The organism is Bacillus sp. MYb78 (genome assembly GCF_002975115.1).
Classification (GTDB): domain Bacteria; phylum Bacillota; class Bacilli; order Bacillales; family Bacillaceae_G; genus Bacillus_A; species Bacillus_A cereus.
In genome coordinates this window covers 27,775-48,635 of the sequence record NZ_PCOB01000021.1, presented here as the reverse complement: position 1 = coordinate 48,635, position 20,861 = coordinate 27,775, and the positions used below count along the sequence as shown (strand labels likewise).

Below are 20,861 nucleotides of genomic sequence, written 5' to 3'. Positions count from 1 at the left end.
CAAAACTATCAATCTCCTTTTTTCTATTATTATGACAAAACTGAAAATGAAGCAACTATTAAAAATATCCATGTTCATAAAGTACAAAAAGAATAAAATTGTCATAATATTGAGATTTCATTCAAAGAACAGTACAATTCTTTTACAATGAACACGTTTTCATAATTATCATTTTATTACTAAGCAAGAGGAGGAATTAGTATGGCTCAAGTAAAATCAAACCGAGTCGCCGGCAATATCTTCAAAGGTTCAGTCGGTAATTTAATTGAATGGTACGACTGGTACGTTTACTCTGCTTTCGCTGTTTACTTCTCAGCAGAGTTCTTTCCTAAAGGAGATCCAACGAGTCAGTTACTGAACACAGCGGCTATTTTCGCAGTTGGATTTTTAATGCGCCCTATCGGAAGTTTATTAATGGGCCGCTATGCGGATCGGCACGGACGCCGGGCAGCATTAACACTTTCTATTACGGTTATGGCCAGTGGTTCTTTCATTATCGCCTGTACACCTAGTTACGAAAGCATCGGGATTATGGCGCCTATTATTTTAGTTCTTGCCCGTTTACTACAAGGATTATCACTTGGCGGAGAGTACGGAACATCTGCCACATATTTATCTGAAATGGCTAGTAGTGGTCGCCGCGGTTTTTATTCAAGCTTCCAATATGTAACGCTCGTTGCTGGACAGATGGTTGCGTTAGGCGTTCAAATTGTTCTTCAGCAATTACTAAGCGAACCAGATATGAAAGCTTGGGGATGGCGTATTCCATTCATTATTGGAGCGATGGGCGCAGTAGCTGTATTATGGCTTCGCCGCACGATGGATGAATCGGAGCAGTTCTCAAACATAAAATCACAAAAACGCGAAAGCGCAGGAACCGTTCGCGCTCTTATGAAACATCCGAAAGCAGTATTAACAGTAGTCGGCCTAACACTAGGAGGCACTGTTGCATTTTATACGTACACAACATATTTACAAAAGTTCATGGTAAACACAGTCGGCCTTCCGAAAGAAGTTGTAAGCTGGATTAACTTTGTTGCACTACTTATTTTCGTTGTACTTCAACCGATTGCAGGGCTACTATCCGATAAAATCGGACGCCGCCCACTATTAATGGCATTCGGTATTCTCGGAACATTACTAACAGCACCGATCTTCTTCTTCATGGAAAAAACGACAGAACCAATCGTAGCATTTTTACTCATGATGGTCGGTCTCATTATCGTTACTGGTTACACATCAATTAACGCAATTGTAAAAGCAGAACTCTTCCCGACCGAAATTCGCGCACTTGGCGTAGGTTTACCATATGCACTAACAGTCGCGATATTCGGCGGAACAGCTGAGTTCATCGCATTATGGCTAAAAAGTATCGGAATGGAATCATTATTCTACTTCTATGTGGCGGGTTGTATCGCGATCAGCTTTATTACGTATTGGCGTATGGATGAGTCATCGAAGACTTCGCAGATTGAGGCAGAGCTTGGTGGTGGGGATAGTTTAGCTAATAATAAGTCTAGTTAAAATTATGTATTCTATGTTCTTCGTTTATCTGAACTCGATTTACTTTATCTAAGAAGGCATAATTTATTCATATATAATTTAAAAACCTTTGGATATTGGTTCTATAAACAAAAGATATGGCGATGTTGCAAGAAATACTCAATTAGAGCACCCTACAAATTACACTGAAATATATTGGTATCAACAAGGTAGAAAAAGACAATATACTAGATACACTTTGTATTTAATTCAATACATATTTCTAATAATATCCCCAGTAAGTACTCATGAACCTAAAATATATTGAAATTAATAAAAAACTAAAATAACATCAAGAACTTGCAGATTTACAATATTAAATATCTATCAATATGATTTATTCTATTGATAGATATTTAATTAATTTTACACTTCAGCTAAGGCTTACAAGTATCTCGTATGACTTATCTCAAAATCCCTATTGATGTTAAATTTATTCATTTTTAAGACTAGAAACAAATTAATATAGTAAATTCACATTTTAGGGGTACTACCCCATCACCATCAAGCTAATATTTTAAAGTACTCCCAAAATAAAATTGTTAGCTCTCTACAGTTATTTATGTGAATTCAGCTCGTTTTTTGTTTTGGATGAAAATTATGTTTGAACTTGATAGCAATGTGGTGCTGCCCCTATTAGGCAAATTCGACAAAGAAAAGACACCCAAAGGTACCTTCCTCCGACTTAAACCATCTTAATTTTATTGTGTTGTTATTATATAAGAAAAGAAGACATCGCCTAAGATGTCTTCTTTTACTTGTACACTTGGTGTTAAGAAGGTATTTATTGCTTAAAAACCATAAAAAAATATAACAATCATCGAGTAAACCTATTATAGCATCAATAAATAGAGTTTTTATATGCATTTTTACATATATATAGATTTATTTATGTTTTATATATATAGTTAAATTGTCTGTTTCTTGTTTTAATTCGTTTGTTTATTTTGAGTGCTCCAGCAATGGAGCCTTTTTTTATGCAATAAAACATTTTCTTAGCATTACTTAGTTGATCTATATTAACTTTACCCTCTTAATTATATCTATATTTTACCAAATGATTATATAGATAACCAGTTTTTTCTAATAATTTAGTGGATTGATAATTTTAATGTTAGTTGTTAATACTTATAGAAAAATTCATCATGCAATGAAAATTGAGAAATCAAGAATTATAAAAAACTTATAGTATCTTTAGGAAAAGTACATTTATAATTTGTATATTAATATGTTATAATTTAATTTCTAAAACTACCAAAAAAGGACTGCCAGTAATGGTGGTCTTTTTTATACTGGTGAGATTGTACTAGGTTGAGCAAAAAAATGGAACCGAAAAAGTTATTTCTAATGAGGATAGCCTTCTTATGATGAAGTTTAATTCAGTGAATCTGCAAGCAAACATAAAAGAAGGAAAAAATTACGATTTTACTTTACGTGGATATAGAGTACCTATACTTTCATGGTTTCCAAATTTAGATGGTGCCGAACCACAAAATTAGCACTATTCTTTAATAAAAAATCCGACTCATTTTTTAATGAGTCGGATTTTTTATTAAAGAGCTATTTCGTATTAATTTGTGCCATCATTTAATATGCTATTTTTAAATGATTTCCAAATTTGATAACTAATTATCTAAATTTCTAAATTCTATACAGCACTATCAATTAAACAATTATTAGATATATCTTCTATCTAAAACATCGTATTATCATTAGCTGCTTCACTTGGAATCTCTTGAATTACATCCCAGTGTTCGACAATCTTTCCATCCTTGATACGAAATATATCCACTATAGCAACTCCCTTATCTTGAGAATTAGTACGAGAGTGTACATGAAGAGCAACTGTATCCCCTTCAGCTACTACACGTTTAATCTCTGCAGAGGAATTAGGATTTTTAACAAAATCCTCCTTAAAGAAATCCATGAAGGCTTTTCGTCCATCAGCAACAAAAGGATTATGTTGCTTATAATCTTCGCTAACATATTTAGGGATAATATCGATATTATGTTTGTTAAAAACTTCATTATAGAAATCAACTACCATCTTTTTATTCTTTTCATTTTCTTTCACTTCTTTTGATACAGAAGTAACATTCTCGCTCTTTATTGAGTTCCCTTTGTTATTACCGGTGGAAGCTTGATATACCAAAGTCGAAACTACTCCTAAAATAAATACAGAAATAATTGTTATGATTAAACTTTTCTCTAATTTCATATATACCTACCTCTTCTACTTAAATAAGTTTTCTTCTATAAAAAGTTTGAAGAAGGAGAAACCTTCCCCAAAATGTAATGTCAGGGGTAATGTTAGGAATTTCATTTATCCTCCCCCTATACAAGGCATATTAGAAACGATTAACTCTAACTTAATACCTCATTAACAGTTGCACTGTCCACAATTTGAATAAACTTCTTAACCTTATCGTTCTCATCAAACTTATAAAGATGACAAAAATCTGCTACAAATGACTTCCCTGTAGCTTTATATGTTCCACTATATTTTCCATACACAATAACAGTATTGTTATTAAAAGTATAAATTTCATCTTTAGCGCTATAGTCATTCCATTCCGTGCCAAGACGTTCATGTACGTTTTTCACTACTTCATCTGGACCTATATAAGTACCTGCATATGGAAACCCAGCAGCTTCTGTCCAAGATACATTTTCACTTAAATACGTTTTGAACGCATCCAATTTCCCTTCGCCAGTTAACACATACGTTTCATGTAATAGTTTTTGATATTTATTCATATCATTAACCCCAAGGCATTTCTTTTGTTACAACTTTTGCACTTAATTCTAATACACCTTTATTTGCATAGTCTGGATATGCTGCTTCAAGTTTTGCCACAAAATCTTTTGAAGTTCCACTTTCCTCAGAAGCTTGAACCGCAGTTCTTAGATAATCCATTGTCGCAGTAAGTGCTTGATTATTTAGAGATTTTTCGATTGATCCATGGCTTGGTACAATTATGTCAGCATGTAATGCTTGTAACACTTTCAAGTTCTCAATCCACGCCTCCATCGCCGCTTTTGAGCTAGTATCCGCTAAGAATACATGTATTTCGTTAAATACATCAATACCACCAATTAATACTTTCAGCTCTTTATTAAATAAGCTAGTTCTGTAATGATCTAAGCCTACTAGTTCAAATGTTAACCCCTGAAAGTCAATCGCTTTTTCTTTAAACACTTGAGGTAATACCACGTTACTTGGCGCATTTTCTCCAAGGGCGTCTTTCCAAACTTTTAATTTCCCTAAGACAGAATGAACGATATGTTCAACAGTAGACTCCGTAGCATACGCTATAGCTTCTGGGTAAACGGCTTTAATGCTCTCTAATCCAAAGTAGTAGTCTGGATCCCCATGAATAATAAAGATTTTATCTAGAGATAAGTTGTTTTTTTTCAAATACTCTACAATTTCTTTCGAATCAGATTGAGTAAATTTTGAGTTTATTAAAAATGCATGTCCTGCTTTCTCAACTAATGTTGCTGTGACCATAAAGCTTTTTTCGTCCGAACTAAACACCGTTAATTTCACATCTTTTTGATTTGTATCGATTGTTTTAAACATAGTATGTTATTCTCCTTTTGTTAAAGTTATTAACTAATTATCATATTTTTATCTTGTTTCGATAAAATCTCCCACTCCCATTCATCTGAAAGTGTAATAGTACTGGCGAATATTCCGGAGATGAATGTCAGGTGTCCTAAGATAACATGTTTGCTACTATATCCTAAATTTTCTTAATATAAATTTTTAAAACGCGCTTCAATTTTATCCGGCGTCATTACGCCACCACCAATAGGAATAATTTGATTATCCTTTTGTAAAAGTAAGGAAGGATAGCTATTAACACCAAGCTGTCGAACTTTATTGAAATCATTTTGGACATCTATTATTGTTTCTTGAGCGTTTAAACGTTCTAATACTTGTTCAGGGTCCAAACCATGCTCGATTGCAATTTTGCGATATGTTTCAGGATCACTCAGACTTTGGCCCTCATAATAAAACGCTTTTTGCATAGCCGAAGTGAATTCTAATAAACGGTCTGGCGCTAATGAGCGTAAAGCTGAAAAACCAATTGCAGCATCTTTCGAATTCATTTTAAAAGTCCCTTCCTCCACCAATTTTTGATATGAAGGACCAAATTCAGCACCTGTAAGTTGATTAATTCTTTTATTTCCTTCTTCTATATATGAGAAGTTTTTCATTGGTAAATTATCTAAAAATAACCCTCCACATAAAACCGTTAATGGCACTTCAGTGTGGTTTTTGTAAAATCCTTTAATACTTTCTGAAAAACCATAGCACCATCCACAATATGCATCCCATACGTAAATAAGGTTATCTTGTTTCGTCTCCATTTAAATCTCCTACCTTTTTTTTATTATCCAGCTCAACTAAATTTTTGGTTTATATAAGTACATCTTTTTATACCTTGTTCTTTTTTAGATACCTTACTATATTTCCCCAAAACTAATATTTCCAAAGAAAGATCCACCAAGGTTTTTAACAAAAGATAACGTTGCACCTTATTGCCCCGTAACAGAAAATACTAAAGCTTAGAATATGCATTGATTTGAATGTGTTAGTAACTTTCTACACCGGGTGGCAACGTATGGACCACCATCCTTAATTAAATATATAAATCATATTTTTAGCAGATATTAGTTGTAACTAAATTGATTACATCTTTATGTAACTATTTTAGTTACAACTAATATAGAAGTCAATTCTTTTTTTCGAAAACATTAAATTTCTACATTAATCTACAACCAATCCCACTCTTTAAAAAAATATATCAACGATTATTCGATTATATCGATCGTAACTCCGAATATATCAACGTTTCGACACAACATATCGATTTACCGACAAATTTCGAGCGCGTTATCTCCTAAACTAACAACCAATCCCACATCAAGTTCACCTACAAAACCAAAAAAGTACCAGATCCCTCCATATCCACCAAGTTTCAAAAATGATGGATATAGAACCCATGGTAGCATTTTCACTCATGATATTCGTCCTCATCATTTTTATTGGCTACACATCCATTAACGCAATTGTAAAAGCGGAACAGCTGAGTTCATCGCATTATTGCTAAAGAGTATCGGAATGGAATCACTATTCTACTTCTACGTAGCTGGCTGTATCGCGATAAGCTTTATTACGTATTGGCGTATGGATGAGTCATCGAAGACTTCGAAGATCGAGGCGGAGCTTGGTGGTGGGGATACATTAGTTAATAATAAATCTAGTTAAAAAAGGCAACTTAAGGTGCCTTTTTCTCATTTGAATTTACTATTTGAGTAATCTAATCGTTTACCTTTGATCCTTAAATCCCCAACCGGAGACTAAATAGTTTTGCGTTTTGTTTATCGTAACGCGAATTGCCTTTTTCTTATCATTTTTAGAATAACCTTCTACATCAATAAAACCATCACGTACTCCATGTAAAATCTCAACTTTAGTAACTACAAGATCTATATTTTCTTTATCCTTCATATAGTTTATTGCTACTTTTGAAGCTTTATCTTGAGTAATATTTTTGTTGTACATTGTATAAGATATGTAGCCTATTATTAATAATAAAATTGTAAAAATGGCAATATTCACCTTTTTTCTCTTATTCAATATATTTCCTCCTTAAGAAGATTTATAATATAACTATAAATCTTTTTTGAGGAGATGGAAATATGGGAAGTTCAGTTTCAGATAAAAGCCTTTCCCATTTGGCTACTAGTAGTTATGGTGATGCTCTTACAGAAGTTGTATAATTTGGTAAACAAAAAGAGATTTGGAAACCTGTAGAAATAAATGGTGCTGTTCTTCATAACTCAAATAATAGCTTTGATGCCACTGTTTACAAGAATGAAGAAACAAAACAAGTTGTGATTGCTTTTCGCGGCTCTTGGGAAGCACCTGATTTTTATGATGCAGATGTATTTGATGTTATGGGTAATCGTTTTAGAAAAAATCAAGATAGTTTGGAAAAAATGAATAGCTTTGACACTTCATCACTTCCTTTAACTGAACAATTTAATTTCGCTATGGCGAAAGAAAGAAAGCAAAAAATAGTTGCAGAAAGTCAATTTACTAATGCTGATGATTTAACAAAAGAAGTAAAGAAATATATGAAAGACCCTAAAAATGGGTTAGACGGATACCAGCTTACATTAACCGGCCATTCTCTAGGTGGTGGTTTAGGTGAATACGCTGGGGTTATGAATGATGTAGCAGTTGTTAGTTACGAAGCTCCAAATGTTATTGATTCATTACCTAAAGATAAAAAGGAAAAAGCCTTAAGGGGGGATTATAAAGATCAAATTACAACTATCGGAAACCCCAATGATACTGTATTTACTGGTTTTAGAGGAAATGATAATAAAAATAGAGGTCGTATAGGTCATTTATTTTATACAGATAAACCAGATATAAAAAATGATAATAGGATTCATGATGCAAGTAGTTATATTCCATTTTTACCTTTTTTAACAAATGGTTATAATACTGTTCGTTTTTTCATGGGTTTTATGGGACCAAGCTTTCATTCCATGGATAACCTTAGTCACGATAAATACGGTTATTTAAATATGCCGAATATGTACGATGGGGAGACAGGAGAGAAAATTCAGGGGTCCCCGCGCGCTGATGGGGTTACAATTCATTTAACAGTCGAAGAAGTTAAACAAATTACTTCAGATTTAAGAAGAGAAATTGATGATATTAACCAAAAGATCGTACAAGCAAGCAATAAAATTATTAATGTATTACAACAATCACCAGCTAGTGTTGATGGTAATTTAATTAATACACTTACATACGGCATTTATGGATTTCAAAGAGGGTATATGGAACGTATTCGTTCTGAGGCTGATTTCATAGAACAAAGAGCGGTTGAATTTGAAACTGTTGATAAACAAAACTGAAAAACGGGTGATCTTCATGAAAAATTATGATGTTATAGCACATGCTGCCGATGTAGTAGGTGCCAAAAATGATTTAGAATCGTGTATTTTAGAATTAGAAAATCACAGAAAAAATGTCAATGCCATAAAAACACTATTGGGACATAGCTGGAAAGGAAATACCGCTAAAGAAATTGAAAGAAGGTTAAGTGAAGTAGAGAAAGAACTTGTCTATAGAATTGATGAATTTAGAAAGATAGGAGATGATTTAGATAGATATAGAAGAGCAATGGATAGCTTCGCGAATCAATTCATGATGATGGGGCCTAAATATTAGTATAAAAACACCCTAATGTATCCATTTCTGACTTCGATAAATATATATAATCTTAGCTCTGCGCGCTTTGCTTATTTGTCATACTTAATTCTAAATTTAACCTTACCAATATGAAGGTTATTATAAATTATGCATGTATAACTAATGTTTGTTTCATCTTACAAAATAATACGTACTACATATTGAGTTTATTTACTATAAAAAATGACTTAAATTCTAAAACATTTAATTTTGTAGAACCTGTCCCCTTTGATTACCGCATAATTCCATAGTGTTTTCTCCACCTAATTTTGGAGCACTGCTAATCAAAAATTTTTATTTTTGAACAAGAAGCATTTCGTATCTAATAATTCCCTTTGTTAGCTTAATGCCCATGTAAAACAAAAAGCACCAGGTCCCCCTAGTGCTCTCCCTCTAAAACAAATGACAAGCCACCTGATGCCCCTTCGCAATCTCAACCATCTTCGGTACTTCCTGTGCGCATTTTTCAGTGGCGAATTTGCAGCGCGTTCTGAATTTGCAGCCGGATGGTGAGTTTAGTGGGCTTGGTACTTCTCCCTCTAGGATTATTCTTTCTTTCCCAGTGTTTGTTGGATCTGGTTCTGGCATAGATGAGAGTAGTGCTTGTGTGTATGGATGTGCCGGTTTTGTGTATAGGTCTTCGCTGTCGGCAATTTCTACTATGTTTCCTAAATACATGACTCCGATTCTATCTGAGATGTGCCTTACCATCGATAGGTCATGTGCGATGAATAAGTATGTGACTCCTGTTTCTTCTTGAATGTCTTGCAGCATGTTTACGACTTGTGCTTGGACTGAGACATCGAGTGCTGAGATTGGTTCGTCACATAGGATAAAGTCAGGTTTTACAGATAGTGCGCGCGCGATGCTAATGCGCTGGCGCTGGCCTCCACTAAATTCGTGCGGGTAGCGATATAAATGTTCTTCTTTTAAGCCTACCTTTTTCAGAAGGTCTAAAATGATTTCTTTTTGTTCTTCTTTTTCGTAGGAACCGTGAATGTTCATCGGTTCGCTAATAATTTGGAATACGTTCATTGCCGGGTTTAATGATGCGTATGGATCTTGGAAAATAATTTGCATTCGTTTTCTATATTCTTTTAGTTCACTTTCTTTTAAACTTGCGATATCTTTTCCGTCGAATAAAACGTTACCTGAAGTGACATCGTGTAAACGAATGATGCTTCTTCCTGTCGTTGATTTTCCGCAACCTGATTCTCCTACTAAACCGAATGTTTCACCTTTTTTAATGGTGAAGCTAAGGTCATCGACTGCTTTTAATTGCTCTGTTTTCCTGCCAAATAGTCCTTTTTTAATAGGAAAATACTTTTTTAAGTTCCGAACTTCAATTAAGTTTTCTTCATGCATGTGAATCACCTACTGTCTTATCGTTTAACCAGCACATGGAACGTCTTTCGTTTCCGATTTCAAAATATGGCGGACGTTCTTTTTCACAAATGTCCATCGCATGCGGGCAACGCTCTGCGAATGGGCAACCTTGTGGCGGGTTTAATAAGTTTGGTGTTACACCTTGAATAGGAGCGAGTCTTTCTTTTACACCGTTCGATATTTTTGGCAGAGAGTTTAATAGCCCTTTCGTATATGGATGATTCGGCGATTGGAAAATATCAAGTACAGGTCCTTCTTCCATAATAAGCCCGCCATACATAACGATGACGCGCGTACAGTTTTGCGCGACAATTCCTAAGTCATGCGTAATAAGAAGTAACGCCATATTCGTTTCGTTCTTTAAGTTTTTCATTAAATCTAGTATTTGTGCTTGTATCGTTACATCAAGTGCAGTCGTCGGCTCGTCCGCAATAAGAAGGTCAGGGTTGCAAGACATCGCCATTGCGATCATAACCCGCTGCTTCATACCACCGCTTAGTTCATGCGGATATTGTTTTACCCTTTCTTCTGGCGACGAAAGGCCGACTTGTTTTAACAAGTTAATCACGATTTGCTCTGCTTCTTTCTTTTTCACTTTTTGATGACGTATAATTACTTCCGTCATTTGTTTCCCAATTTTCACGACTGGATTTAGCGCTGACATTGGGTCTTGAGAGATAAGTGAAATTTGATTTCCTCTAATAGAACGTAATTCTTTTTCAGATTTAGAAAGTATGTTTTCATTATGAAAAAGGATTTCCCCTTCTTTCACTTTTCCTGGTGACGTAACGAGAGACATAACAGACTTCGCCATTACACTCTTTCCGCTTCCAGATTCCCCAACGATACCGACTACTTCTCCTTTATTTAAGCGAAATGTAACGCCGCGAACCGCTTCAACTTCGCCACTTTCTATGAAAAAAGAAGTTTTTAAATTTTTCACTTCTAGTAGTTTTTCAGACACGCTTCTCACTCCTTTCACTTAACACTTTAGTTTTCATGTCCGGCTCCTTTTGGTGCGAAAGCTTTCTTCAACGCTTCACCAATTACGTTAAAACTAAGTACCGTTAAAAGGATAAGGAATCCTGGGAAGAGCGTTAAATACCAAGCTTCACCAATATATCCTTGCGCATTGTTTAGCATGCTGCCCCAAGAAGAATCTGGTTCTCTAATACCTAAACCTAAGAAACTAAGTGATGATTCCATTAAAATCGATGTCGCAATCGTTAATGTCGCGGCGATAATAATGGTTGATAAAATGTTAGGAATGATATGTCTTACAATAATCATAAGTGATTTTTGTCCTGATACTTTTGCGTATAAAACGTACTCACGCTCTTTTACAGATAACGTTTCTGCCCTTACAATGCGCGCGGTGTCCATCCATGTTAGTAATCCGATAATAAGAACTAACGTCGTAATTCCTGGTTTTAAATACGCATTTAATAGTAGCATTAAAAAGAATGATGGAATTGACATAAGTACTTCAACAACTCGCATTAAAAAGTTGTCTAACTTTCCTCCAAAATATCCGCTAATTGTTCCGACTGCGGTCCCGATTGTAATAGAAACAACCATCGCAAGGAAACCGACCGCAAGTGAAACTCGTCCGCCATATAACGCTCTCGTTAAGTAATCCCTTCCGTAATCATCCGTTCCGAAAGGATGACTCATACTTGGTTCTTGTAAGCGATCTGGAATTGACATTTTACTAGGATCGTACGGCGATACGAATGCGAAAATTGATGCGACCGTTAAAACCGCAAGTATAATAACTCCCATTGCAACAAACTTATTTTTCGTAAAGCTATGTTTTATCGTTTGAAATCTCCTATTATTCATTCCAAATCACCCCCTCATTCGAATGCGCGGATCTACTACGCCATATAAAATATCAGCAATTAAGTTACCGAGAATTAACATGAATGATGATAGTAATGTAATTGCCATGATAATCGGATAATCAAATCTAAAAATAGCATTTACCCCAAGTGAACCAAGACCCGGCCATGAGAATACTGTTTCCGTAATAAACGCTCCGCCTACTAAACTTGGAATCGATAATCCGAAAATTGTAATGATCGGTATTAATACATTTCGAAGTACGTGATTAAATAACACCGTTTTCTTTGAAGCGCCGTACGCATATTGAATTTGTACATATTCTTCTTCTAATTGCTGAATCGTACTTGAACGAATATATCTCATATAAACAGATACGTTTTGGAACGCTAACACCATGCAAGGTAAAATGCCGTGTTGCACAATATCCCAGACAGAATCTTTACCTACGGTGCGCATACCCATACTCGGAAGTAGGTTCAATTTTAAAGAGAATAAGTAGACTAATAGTAGTGCAAACCAGAAAACCGGCATAGAAATACCAACGTATGAAATAAAGTTTACAATGCGGTCAAAGAACGAATTCTTTTTCACACCTGCAAATAGTCCAAGTGGTATTGCGATTACGAATGAGACGAGTAAAGATGATCCCATTAATCCAATTGTTGCAGGTAATCTTTCTGTGATAAGTTCCAAAACAGGACGATGATTTTGAAGTGAGTAACCAAAGTTTCCTGTTAAAATATTTTTTAACCATAAAAAATACTGCACGTAAATTGGTTGATCTAGTCCTAAACTTTTACGAATACGCTCAACATCAATTGGACTCATGTTTGGCGTAACAAAGTTTCGAACCGGATCCCCCGGCGCTAGTTTTATTAATAGAAAAGAAATAATAGAAATAACAAATAAAAGCGGAATTGCATTTAAAAGCCTCTTCGCAATTACTTTATACACAAACTTCCCCCCTCAAGCTAAAGAAGCTGATTTCCACCAGCTTCTTTATTGTTTCTTATTTCACTTCATAAATCTTAGATAGATCTTCAAACATTGTGACAGGAATTGCTTTCGCTTCTTTTAATCCATCAAACTTTTTATCTACTGCAATAACTGCTTTCGGATACGCGATTGGTAGATAAGGTACGTCTTCTCTAGCTGTCTCTTGAATTTTATGGTATAGCTCTGCGCGTTTTGTTTTATCTGTTTCAACTGCAGCTTCTTCCCATAACTTATCGAAATCAGCGTTTTTATATCGTGCATAATTGTATTCAGCATTACTTAAGAATAAGCTCTTATATGAATCTGGCTCAGGTCCCATTATGTAACCACCAAATGTAATATCATATTCTTTATTCTCTTTATCTAAGCCTTTTTCACTTGCCGCACTAGCATCTAATGCATTTAGTTCAACTTCTAAGCCAACTTCTTTTAATTTTTGTTGTGTATATAACGCTAAGCTTTCCATAATTTTATTATTCGTTACATACATCACACGTACTTTTTCCTTATCTTTCACGCCAGCTTTTGCTAATAAATCTTTCGCTTCTTTTTTATCATACTTATAGTCTTTAATATCTTTCGCATAATACATAGCGTCTGGCGTTAAGATTGAATTTGCTGGTTCTGCAAATTCACCTGAAACGAATGCTGAGTTAATCATTTCTTTCTTATCTAACGCATGTGCAATTGCTTGGCGCACTTCTTTTTTCTTCATAAGATCAGTATTCATGTTATAAGATAAGTAGAATAATCTACCTTCAGGGAATGTCACCATTGAGAAGTTCCCAGTGCTATCTAATTTCTTAAAGTCTTGCGGCTCAATCATCTTCATGTTGATTTGACCATTTTGCAGTGAAACATTTGCTGTATTACGGTCTTTTACAACTCGGTATACGATAGAGTCTAATTTAGCTTTCCCACCTACATAATCATCAAATCGATCTAATGCAACGTACTCATCTGATTTATACTCTTTAAACTTAAACGGCCCTGATCCTACAGGTTGTAAGTTTTTCTTACTCTTCGCTAAATCTGCTTCCCCTTCAAATACATGTTTCGGAATTGGGAAGAAATCATTCATCACACCTTCGAAAGATGCGCTTACTTGTGGTAAAACGAATTGAGTTGTTAACTCATCTACCTTTTTCACCTCAAGCGGCTTTCCTTTAAAAATAAAGTTTTCACGACTTGAGCTATTTTGCTTCTCATCTAAAATAGATTGGAATGTAAATGCTATATCGTCTGATGTAATTTTCTTACCATCATGCCATTTCAAATTATCTTTTAATTTCAATGTCCACGTTAATTGATCTTCTGAAGGCGTAAAGCTCTCAGCAAGAACAAACTTTTTCTTACCGTCTTCCATATGATATAGCGGCGCATATAAAGCTTGCTGCACAGTTAATGACACACGATCATTCGCATAAAGCGGATTCATCGTATCTGGATTATCGCTAACACCAATCGTTAACGCCCCTCCGTCTTTCGGAGTCCCTGATTTACTAGTTCCTGCTTGCTTCGAATTTTTTTCCCCTGAACAAGCAGCTAATGCAATAAATAATAGTAGGACAAATGGTAATACAAACAACTTCTTCTTCATATTTCGACCCCTCTCGACTATTTACACCTATAAGAAAACTCGGAATTAATACCGAGTTTTCTTATAGGTTTTAAATTACCACTACCGGTATGTATTGTCAAACTTTTTCGCAAAGGTAGAAAGTTTGTAATCTATTAATGCATTCTTGCGATAAACTATATTTATGCGGAGGAGAAAATAAAAAGACCACGAATAAGTAGCCTCATAAAATGAGTTAAAAAACTATCAACTTACAGAAAATCCCTCTAAAATGATTGTTTTATATGATCTAAAATGTAAAATGAAATTAAAGACAAAAAACACATTTAGGAGGTTATCATGACATTTGATGAATTGAAAAAAAATAAACCAACAACCTCATGGGTTGAGTATGATGAAGATGGGGAATTTTTTACTGAAGAAAATATAAGTGCAACAAATACAGTTCTTGACACTTACATTAACAATTTACAGCGATTAGGAGAGAATCCAACCGAAGTCGAAGTAATGCAAGTTGTTAAAGAGGTAGTTATTAAATTAAATGAATTAAATATCGAACATGACCATTTTATCGAAACAATGGAAAGAGAAGATCTCTATGAATTTATCGATACAGCAGCACGAATAGCTGGCTTAGAATCCGAGGAAGATATAACAGAAGAATGGCGTGAATGGTAAAAAGTTGCATCTCTAATAATTAGAGGTGCAACTTTTCCATATACCAATTGAATGAATGATTTGATGTCCGCGCAGAATTCATATATTTCAACATAATATTAAAAGGCTTCAATTATAAATACTAGCACACCCATCCTGACAAAAAGACCACCAAAAGGCAGTCTCAAAACTCAATCTTATTCCCTACTCCTTGCTCCACCGCTTTCTCATACAAATACTTCGCAACGATAATATCTACTACCGCTAAACCAACTGATTTGAAAATAGTAATCTCTTCATCATTTTCGCGGCCAGCTTTTTCTCCGCTTATAATTTGACCAAGTTCAGCGTGAATGGTGTTTGCTTTGAATAGACCTTCTTTTATCGGAACTTGAAGGTCTCCTGTTTCGTCTAGTGCTGCTTCTTTTGATTCGACTACTACTTTGTTTGCTTTAGCTATGGCATGTGAGGGTAGTTCTTGCATGCTCGGTCTGAATGAGCCGACGGCGTTTACGTGGACGCCTTTTTGTAGTGTTTCTGAGAAGACTGGTGTGGATGCATTCGTAGTTGTGACGATAATGTCTGCTTCACGTATTGCTTCATTTGGATCCCTGTAAACGTAAGCTGGTTTTCCAAATTTCTCTTGTATATATTGCGCAAATGCATACGCTTTTTCTTCTGTTCGATTGTATAAGATGACTTTTTCGATATCTCTAACCGCAAATATTGCTTCGGCCATTCCCTTCGCTTGTTCACCCGTTCCGATAATGCATAAAGTTTTTGCGTTATGACGAGCTAAATATTTTGTCGCTACTCCTGATAAGGCGCCTGTTCGGATCATCGTTAAGTACGATCCTTCTAAAAGTGCGAGCGGTTCTCCCGTTTGAAAGTCTGATAGCATCACAATCCCGTTGATCGTTTTCTTTCCTATCTGTTTATTTTGCGGGACTACCGTTACTATTTTTACTCCAAGCGCCTCAAGCCCTTCCGCTACTGAAGGCATAATTAATGCCGTATTTTGCTCGTTCGCAAATGGTAATGAGCCCCTTATTGGTGTAATCGTTCTTTCTGCGGAAAATTCTTTTAAAGCAAGCGCCGCGTATTCAATAACTTCATTCATATTTACTAAGTTTCTTTGTTCGTTCGCGCTTATGACTAGCATATCTTTCCACCCCCTCCCCTTATCCTAACAAAAATCCTCGATTCAAATCATCTCTCGGATCTACAACGAACTGATGAAATCCTGTAATAAAGGCATTCCCCGTTACTTTTGGAACGACAGCTTCATATGTATCTACTGCGGTTACGGATAATACTTCTCCCTGGAATTTCCCATCAGTAATGCATTCATGGATGAATACTTCTCCTTTTTGCAAGGTAGCTTTTTCAAAAAGAGTTGCGATTCTCGCGGAAGTTCCTGTACCGCAAGGAGAACGGTCTACTTGCCCATCAGCAAAAATCGTTACATTTCGTAGCGTAGCACCTTTGTCTTTCGGTTCATCTGAAAAGATAACGCCGTATATTCCTTTCAATCCTTCTTCAAGTGGATGTTTCACTTCCATTTTGCTCTCTATATAATGTTTAATTTTACCGCCCCACATTTGAATAGCAGATAAATCTTTGAAATCAACTTTCAAACCAAATTCTTTACAGTCTACAACAGCGTAAAATGCTCCTCCAAACGCGATATCTACTTGAAATTCATAGTTATCTATTTTAATAGGAACGTCCTTTTTGTATACAAAGGAAGGGACATTTTCAAATGATACAGATTCTACTTCACTCCCGTTATATTTTGCATACGCAATGACTTCCCCAGCCGGGCTATCAATAATGAACTTTTGTTTTTCCCCCTTCACTTCAAACATGCCTGTTTCAATTCCAACTGTAATAACAGCGATAATACCGTGACCACACATCGTACTCCATCCTTCATTGTGCATAAATAAAACACCAAAATCAGCGTGGGCACTTGCTGGCGGTGTAATGATACAACCGTACATTCCGTGATGCCCTCTCGGTTCATACATAAGAAATTCACGAAGGTAATCCAAATGTTCCATACAGTAGGCGCGTCTTTCCAGCTGCGTTTCTCCTTTTATTTCTGGCACTCCGCCCGTAATAATTCGAAGCGGCTCCCCAGCTACGTGTGCATCAATCGTTGTATATATTTTACTAACCTTCATTTCGATCTCTCCCCTATACGTTGATACTCTTTTCATTGCAAATATCATGCCAACGCATAGGGTATAAATTTGTATGCATTTTTTAGAAAAACATACACTACTGTCTATTTTTTTATACACTGTCCAGAGGCTATGTTATGGGGGCCCCCTTGATACAACCAGTCTTATTATTTTCAATGTAAAGTTACTTCGCCCCCCAACATATACTGTTCAAAAGCAAAAAGGAAGTGATCCCATGTATTACGGAACAAAGGGCTGGTACGTAGCTGAACTTAAAAAATTAGGCGTGCGCTATCATGAAGGTCGAAAACTAGAAAGTTACCGCGGACACATATTACGCAATTTACTCATCGCACAACAAGAAAAATTAAAAGAACAGTAATAGACTCCTATCACAATATCAACTTATCGCCACCTGCAAACTGCCAATCAATCACACATCAAACTACACTAAAAAGGTCACCCAAACGGGTGACCTTTCTCTTTCTATTCACAAACAAGAATTTGTCTAGTAAATGATCCTTTTCTTGTAATACAGCGATCTGTAATTTCAAATCCTGCTTCATGGATCATGTCGTCCATTGTCTCCATCGTTACAACGACTACCTTTTTAGCGATGCGGCGTGCACTTGAAAGAATGGAGAGCTGGTCTTCTGGTGTGGCATGCGTAAATAGGTCGTACGGCATATCGATAATGGCAACGTCGTAGTTCTCAGTAATTTCCTCGATTGGTCCTTTTGTGACTGTTCCTTCAAATCCGAAATGTGCGATATTTTTTCTTGTTCCAAGAACTACAAGTGGATTTATATCTCTACCAACGATGTTAATCCCCATAGAAAGTGCTTCTACTACTACTGTTCCAATACCGCAGCACGGGTCAATTGCTCGTACTCCCTCTGGATTTGGTACAGCGATATTTGCAACCGATCTCGCAACACGTGTGCTAAGTGATGTCGAATAACTATGCGGTTTTTTTATGTGATGATACCAAACTGGTTCGCTTTCTACATAGTGCCCGAAGTACCAGCGTCCTCCAAGAGGAACAATCCCGAATACACGCTCTGGATTACGAACATCCGCTTCTCCTTCAATATGCATGCCAAGGTCTCGTTCAATAAGACGTCTTTCTCCATATTCAATTTTATTTTCTCCAACGAGGTCATTGATTTTAACGAAGATAACTTTAAACGACGCCCCCGCTAAATCAATTTGTTCCACTTGTTTTAAAATGCTTTTTAAGTCGTCCCCTTCATACATAACCTCAACGCGCTCTTTCATAAACGCACTTCTACTCGGGTCAATTTTTACATCACTTTTTAAAATATTAACGTGCGACTCCATTCCAAAGAACGAGCGCATTTCCAAGTAACATAAAGCACGCTCCTCCTCACGAAATGCATACGTATATATACAGGCAGGTGTTTTACTATGATTATTCAATCTATTATCATCCTCTATCGTTTAAAATTGTTATGATTACAATTACTCAAATACTTTTTTGTATATAAAATTAAATGATATCATATGCCGGAAATAAAGAGAAACGTTAATAAATAAAAGAGACTGCCAATGGCAATCTCTTATTATTTATTAACGGAAAGAAGACACGTTGTTACCCATTTCTTCATAGTAATCTAAAATACCTTGATAAATAGCTTCCGCTGCATTTTGTCTTTGCGCTGGTGTAGCTATTTTATCTGCATCACTTTTATTATCTACAAATGCTAATTCTGCTAATACAGCTGGCATTGTATTTTCTCTAATTACGTATAAATCGCCTTTTTTCACACCACGATCTTTTGTTCCCAGTGCATCTACAAGACGCTCTTGAATTTTTTCTGCTAGTAAACGACTTTCTGATACGTTAGGATTTGTTCCTCTTGCTGTCGCTGATTCATAGTAGAATGTTTCTGTACCTTGTCCACTTTTCTCTTCCGTGCCATTACCATGAATACTTACAAAAATATCCCCATTATTTTTTTGAGCAAATTCTACACGTTTCTTTAAAGAATCAGAAGCACTTGTTCCTGGACGTGTATCATCTGTACGAGTGAATAACACAGTAAATGGTGTCTTTTTCTCAAATATTTTCTGTAATCGTAATGATACATCTAATACAGTTTCACTTTCTTTCTCATAATAACCTGGATTACCTGAATCTGCTCCACCATGACCTGGATCAATAATAATCGCTTTTCCTTCTAAGAAATTCCCTTGCTTCACTGGATTTAATTGATTTTTATTAACCCATTGGAAACCAGCGCCCATGCGGATACGAATCCAGCTGCCGTTCTCTTCAATAACAGTTACTTGCTGTGCGTTATGTGTTCCCATTACTTTTGATGAAGAAGAAGCTTCTGCATAAGTAGTGAATCCTTCATTAATAACTTCTGTTTTCTCTACTAAAGGTGTCCATTTATCACCGTTACTTGTTGCAATTTTGATCCATCCATCTCGTTCTTCTTTAATTTCAACCGTTTGTGGGTTATGCTGATTCGCACTAATCCCAGAACTTAATGATGGTGCGTGATATGTAATGAATTTTCTATCTATGTACATTTTCTTTGTTTCTACTGGACGATCACTATTCTTGCTAAATTTATCTGTTTGCGCAGTAAGCTGAGCTGCTTGTTCACGCGTAATAGAATCATTCGGTTTCCAGCCATTCTCTGTACCTAAAGAAAGTTTTAATTCTACTAAAATATTAACTTCTTCTTTACCCCAATGATTCTCTAAATCAGCGAATTTTGTAGGAACTGGTCCTGTTACTTTGCTTTTCAGATTATATGCTCTTACAAGCATAGCTGCCATTTCAGCACGGGTTACTTTTCCTTCAGGATCAAATACTCCTGGTTCTCGCCCTTTAATAATATTCTCTTTTTCCATGGCTGCAATAAATGAAGCTGCCCAATTATTTTTTGCATCATTATAAGACGGCTTTGCATTCGGATCTACTTTAGCACCAATTGCTGTTGCGATAATCTTTGCTGCCTGGGCACGTGTTAAATTTCCGTATGGCATAAAGTTACCATCTGGCATACCGTTAATTACATTTCTCTCTACTAAATAATAAATTGCGTCTTTCGACCACGCACTATCTGAAACATCAGGAAATTTCTTCGTTTCTGCTAAACTACTAATTGGATGTGCTAGTAAATTTGCTGCTAATAAACCTGCGGCTATTGCTTTGTACTTCATGAAAAATAAATCTCCTCTCAAAACTTCATATTCATACAATTTTTTTATTCAAGCTAACTAAAAAATATTAACTATTAATTAATTCCTTTCATAGTGTATAACATTATATATCTATAGTAAATACGTTTCCGGCCTTATAACAAAAATCGCATATATATAACTTATAATGAATGTATATAAAATAAAACTT

At 35.6% G+C, this 20,861-nt stretch carries 19 protein-coding genes and 2 pseudogenes; 7 read left to right on the top strand and 14 right to left on the bottom strand.

Annotation, left to right across the window (positions count from 1 at the left end; all coding sequences use genetic code 11):
- Positions 1–201: 201 nt before the first annotated feature.
- Positions 202–1,524, top strand: coding sequence for an MFS transporter (locus CQ064_RS26700; RefSeq protein WP_000079873.1), 1,323 nt, complete (start codon positions 202–204; stop codon positions 1,522–1,524).
- A gap of 84 nt (positions 1,525–1,608) precedes the next feature.
- Positions 1,609–1,751, top strand: a pseudogene (locus CQ064_RS34465) (tyrosine-type recombinase/integrase); the annotation flags it as partial.
- A 1,484-nt stretch (positions 1,752–3,235) separates the two neighbouring features.
- Here CQ064_RS34465 and CQ064_RS26685 read toward each other — a convergent pair.
- From CQ064_RS26685 to CQ064_RS26670, 4 genes are all read right to left on the bottom strand, one after another.
- Complete coding sequence (locus CQ064_RS26685; protein ID WP_000764218.1) at positions 3,236–3,760, bottom strand: nuclear transport factor 2 family protein; 525 nt, start codon at positions 3,758–3,760, stop codon at positions 3,236–3,238.
- A gap of 146 nt (positions 3,761–3,906) precedes the next feature.
- On the bottom strand, positions 3,907–4,299 hold the full coding sequence (locus CQ064_RS26680) for a nuclear transport factor 2 family protein (RefSeq protein ID WP_001046374.1): 393 nt from the start codon (positions 4,297–4,299) through the stop codon (positions 3,907–3,909).
- 4 nt (positions 4,300–4,303) lie between these two features.
- A complete protein-coding gene (locus tag CQ064_RS26675) occupies positions 4,304–5,125 on the bottom strand; it encodes an MBL fold metallo-hydrolase (protein WP_000477272.1) in 822 nt (273 codons plus the stop codon).
- A gap of 173 nt (positions 5,126–5,298) precedes the next feature.
- On the bottom strand, positions 5,299–5,919 hold the full coding sequence (locus tag CQ064_RS26670) for a DsbA family protein (RefSeq protein WP_000448622.1): 621 nt from the start codon (positions 5,917–5,919) through the stop codon (positions 5,299–5,301).
- A 629-nt stretch (positions 5,920–6,548) separates the two neighbouring features.
- Between CQ064_RS26670 and CQ064_RS26665 the strand changes: the two are divergent.
- Positions 6,549–6,820, top strand: a pseudogene (locus CQ064_RS26665) (alpha-ketoglutarate transporter); the annotation flags it as partial.
- A gap of 60 nt (positions 6,821–6,880) precedes the next feature.
- Here CQ064_RS26665 and CQ064_RS26660 read toward each other — a convergent pair.
- Positions 6,881–7,192 carry a hypothetical protein gene (locus CQ064_RS26660; RefSeq protein ID WP_001042355.1) on the bottom strand — a complete coding sequence of 104 codons (312 nt, stop codon included), beginning with the start codon at positions 7,190–7,192 and terminating at the stop codon, positions 6,881–6,883.
- Between the two features lie 257 nt (positions 7,193–7,449).
- Here CQ064_RS26660 and CQ064_RS26655 point away from each other — a divergent pair, with 257 nt between their 5' ends.
- On the top strand, positions 7,450–8,487 hold the full coding sequence (locus CQ064_RS26655; protein WP_000560057.1) for a lipase family protein: 1,038 nt from the start codon (positions 7,450–7,452) through the stop codon (positions 8,485–8,487).
- Between the two features lie 16 nt (positions 8,488–8,503).
- Positions 8,504–8,803, top strand: coding sequence for a hypothetical protein (locus CQ064_RS26650; protein ID WP_002093893.1), 300 nt, complete (start codon positions 8,504–8,506; stop codon positions 8,801–8,803).
- Positions 8,804–9,217: 414 nt separating this feature from the next.
- On the opposite strand, the gene CQ064_RS26645 is transcribed toward CQ064_RS26650, so the two are convergent.
- The 5 genes from CQ064_RS26645 to CQ064_RS26625 are packed head-to-tail and all read right to left on the bottom strand — an operon-like array spanning position 9,218 to position 14,651.
- Positions 9,218–10,189, bottom strand: coding sequence for an ABC transporter ATP-binding protein (locus CQ064_RS26645; protein ID WP_000544136.1), 972 nt, complete (start codon positions 10,187–10,189; stop codon positions 9,218–9,220).
- Complete coding sequence (locus tag CQ064_RS26640; protein WP_001291177.1) at positions 10,182–11,174, bottom strand: ABC transporter ATP-binding protein; 993 nt, start codon at positions 11,172–11,174, stop codon at positions 10,182–10,184. Before CQ064_RS26640 ends, CQ064_RS26645 begins: the two co-directional genes overlap by 8 nt.
- A 26-nt stretch (positions 11,175–11,200) precedes the next feature.
- Positions 11,201–12,052, bottom strand: coding sequence for an ABC transporter permease (locus tag CQ064_RS26635; RefSeq protein ID WP_001065285.1), 852 nt, complete (start codon positions 12,050–12,052; stop codon positions 11,201–11,203).
- A 6-nt stretch (positions 12,053–12,058) separates the two neighbouring features.
- A complete protein-coding gene (locus CQ064_RS26630; RefSeq protein WP_000278776.1) occupies positions 12,059–13,009 on the bottom strand; it encodes an ABC transporter permease in 951 nt (316 codons plus the stop codon).
- Positions 13,010–13,064: 55 nt separating this feature from the next.
- The gene (locus CQ064_RS26625) at positions 13,065–14,651 is read right to left on the bottom strand and encodes an ABC transporter substrate-binding protein (protein ID WP_000727719.1); all 1,587 of its coding nucleotides are present in this window, start codon (positions 14,649–14,651) and stop codon (positions 13,065–13,067) included.
- Positions 14,652–14,969: 318 nt separating this feature from the next.
- Between CQ064_RS26625 and CQ064_RS26620 the strand changes: the two genes are divergently transcribed.
- Positions 14,970–15,308, top strand: coding sequence for a hypothetical protein (locus CQ064_RS26620; protein ID WP_000141782.1), 339 nt, complete (start codon positions 14,970–14,972; stop codon positions 15,306–15,308).
- A gap of 163 nt (positions 15,309–15,471) precedes the next feature.
- Here CQ064_RS26620 and CQ064_RS26615 read toward each other — a convergent pair whose 3' ends face one another.
- Positions 15,472–16,449, bottom strand: a complete 978-nt coding sequence (locus CQ064_RS26615) for an ornithine cyclodeaminase family protein (RefSeq protein ID WP_000960325.1) — start codon at positions 16,447–16,449, stop codon at positions 15,472–15,474.
- A 19-nt stretch (positions 16,450–16,468) separates the two neighbouring features.
- On the bottom strand, positions 16,469–17,473 hold the full coding sequence (locus CQ064_RS26610; RefSeq protein ID WP_000868674.1) for a proline racemase family protein: 1,005 nt from the start codon (positions 17,471–17,473) through the stop codon (positions 16,469–16,471).
- A gap of 106 nt (positions 17,474–17,579) precedes the next feature.
- Here CQ064_RS26610 and CQ064_RS26605 point away from each other — a divergent pair, with 106 nt between their 5' ends.
- Complete coding sequence (locus CQ064_RS26605; RefSeq protein WP_115609907.1) at positions 17,580–17,855, top strand: YflJ family protein; 276 nt, start codon at positions 17,580–17,582, stop codon at positions 17,853–17,855.
- A gap of 104 nt (positions 17,856–17,959) precedes the next feature.
- On the opposite strand, the gene CQ064_RS26600 is transcribed toward CQ064_RS26605, so the two are convergent.
- Together CQ064_RS26600 and CQ064_RS26595 are read right to left on the bottom strand one after the other, a co-directional pair.
- The gene (locus tag CQ064_RS26600) at positions 17,960–18,913 is read right to left on the bottom strand and encodes a TRM11 family SAM-dependent methyltransferase (protein WP_001059324.1); all 954 of its coding nucleotides are present in this window, start codon (positions 18,911–18,913) and stop codon (positions 17,960–17,962) included.
- A gap of 150 nt (positions 18,914–19,063) precedes the next feature.
- On the bottom strand, positions 19,064–20,671 hold the full coding sequence (locus CQ064_RS26595) for an N-acetylmuramoyl-L-alanine amidase (RefSeq protein ID WP_000875330.1): 1,608 nt from the start codon (positions 20,669–20,671) through the stop codon (positions 19,064–19,066).
- Positions 20,672–20,861: the final 190 nt, after the last annotated feature.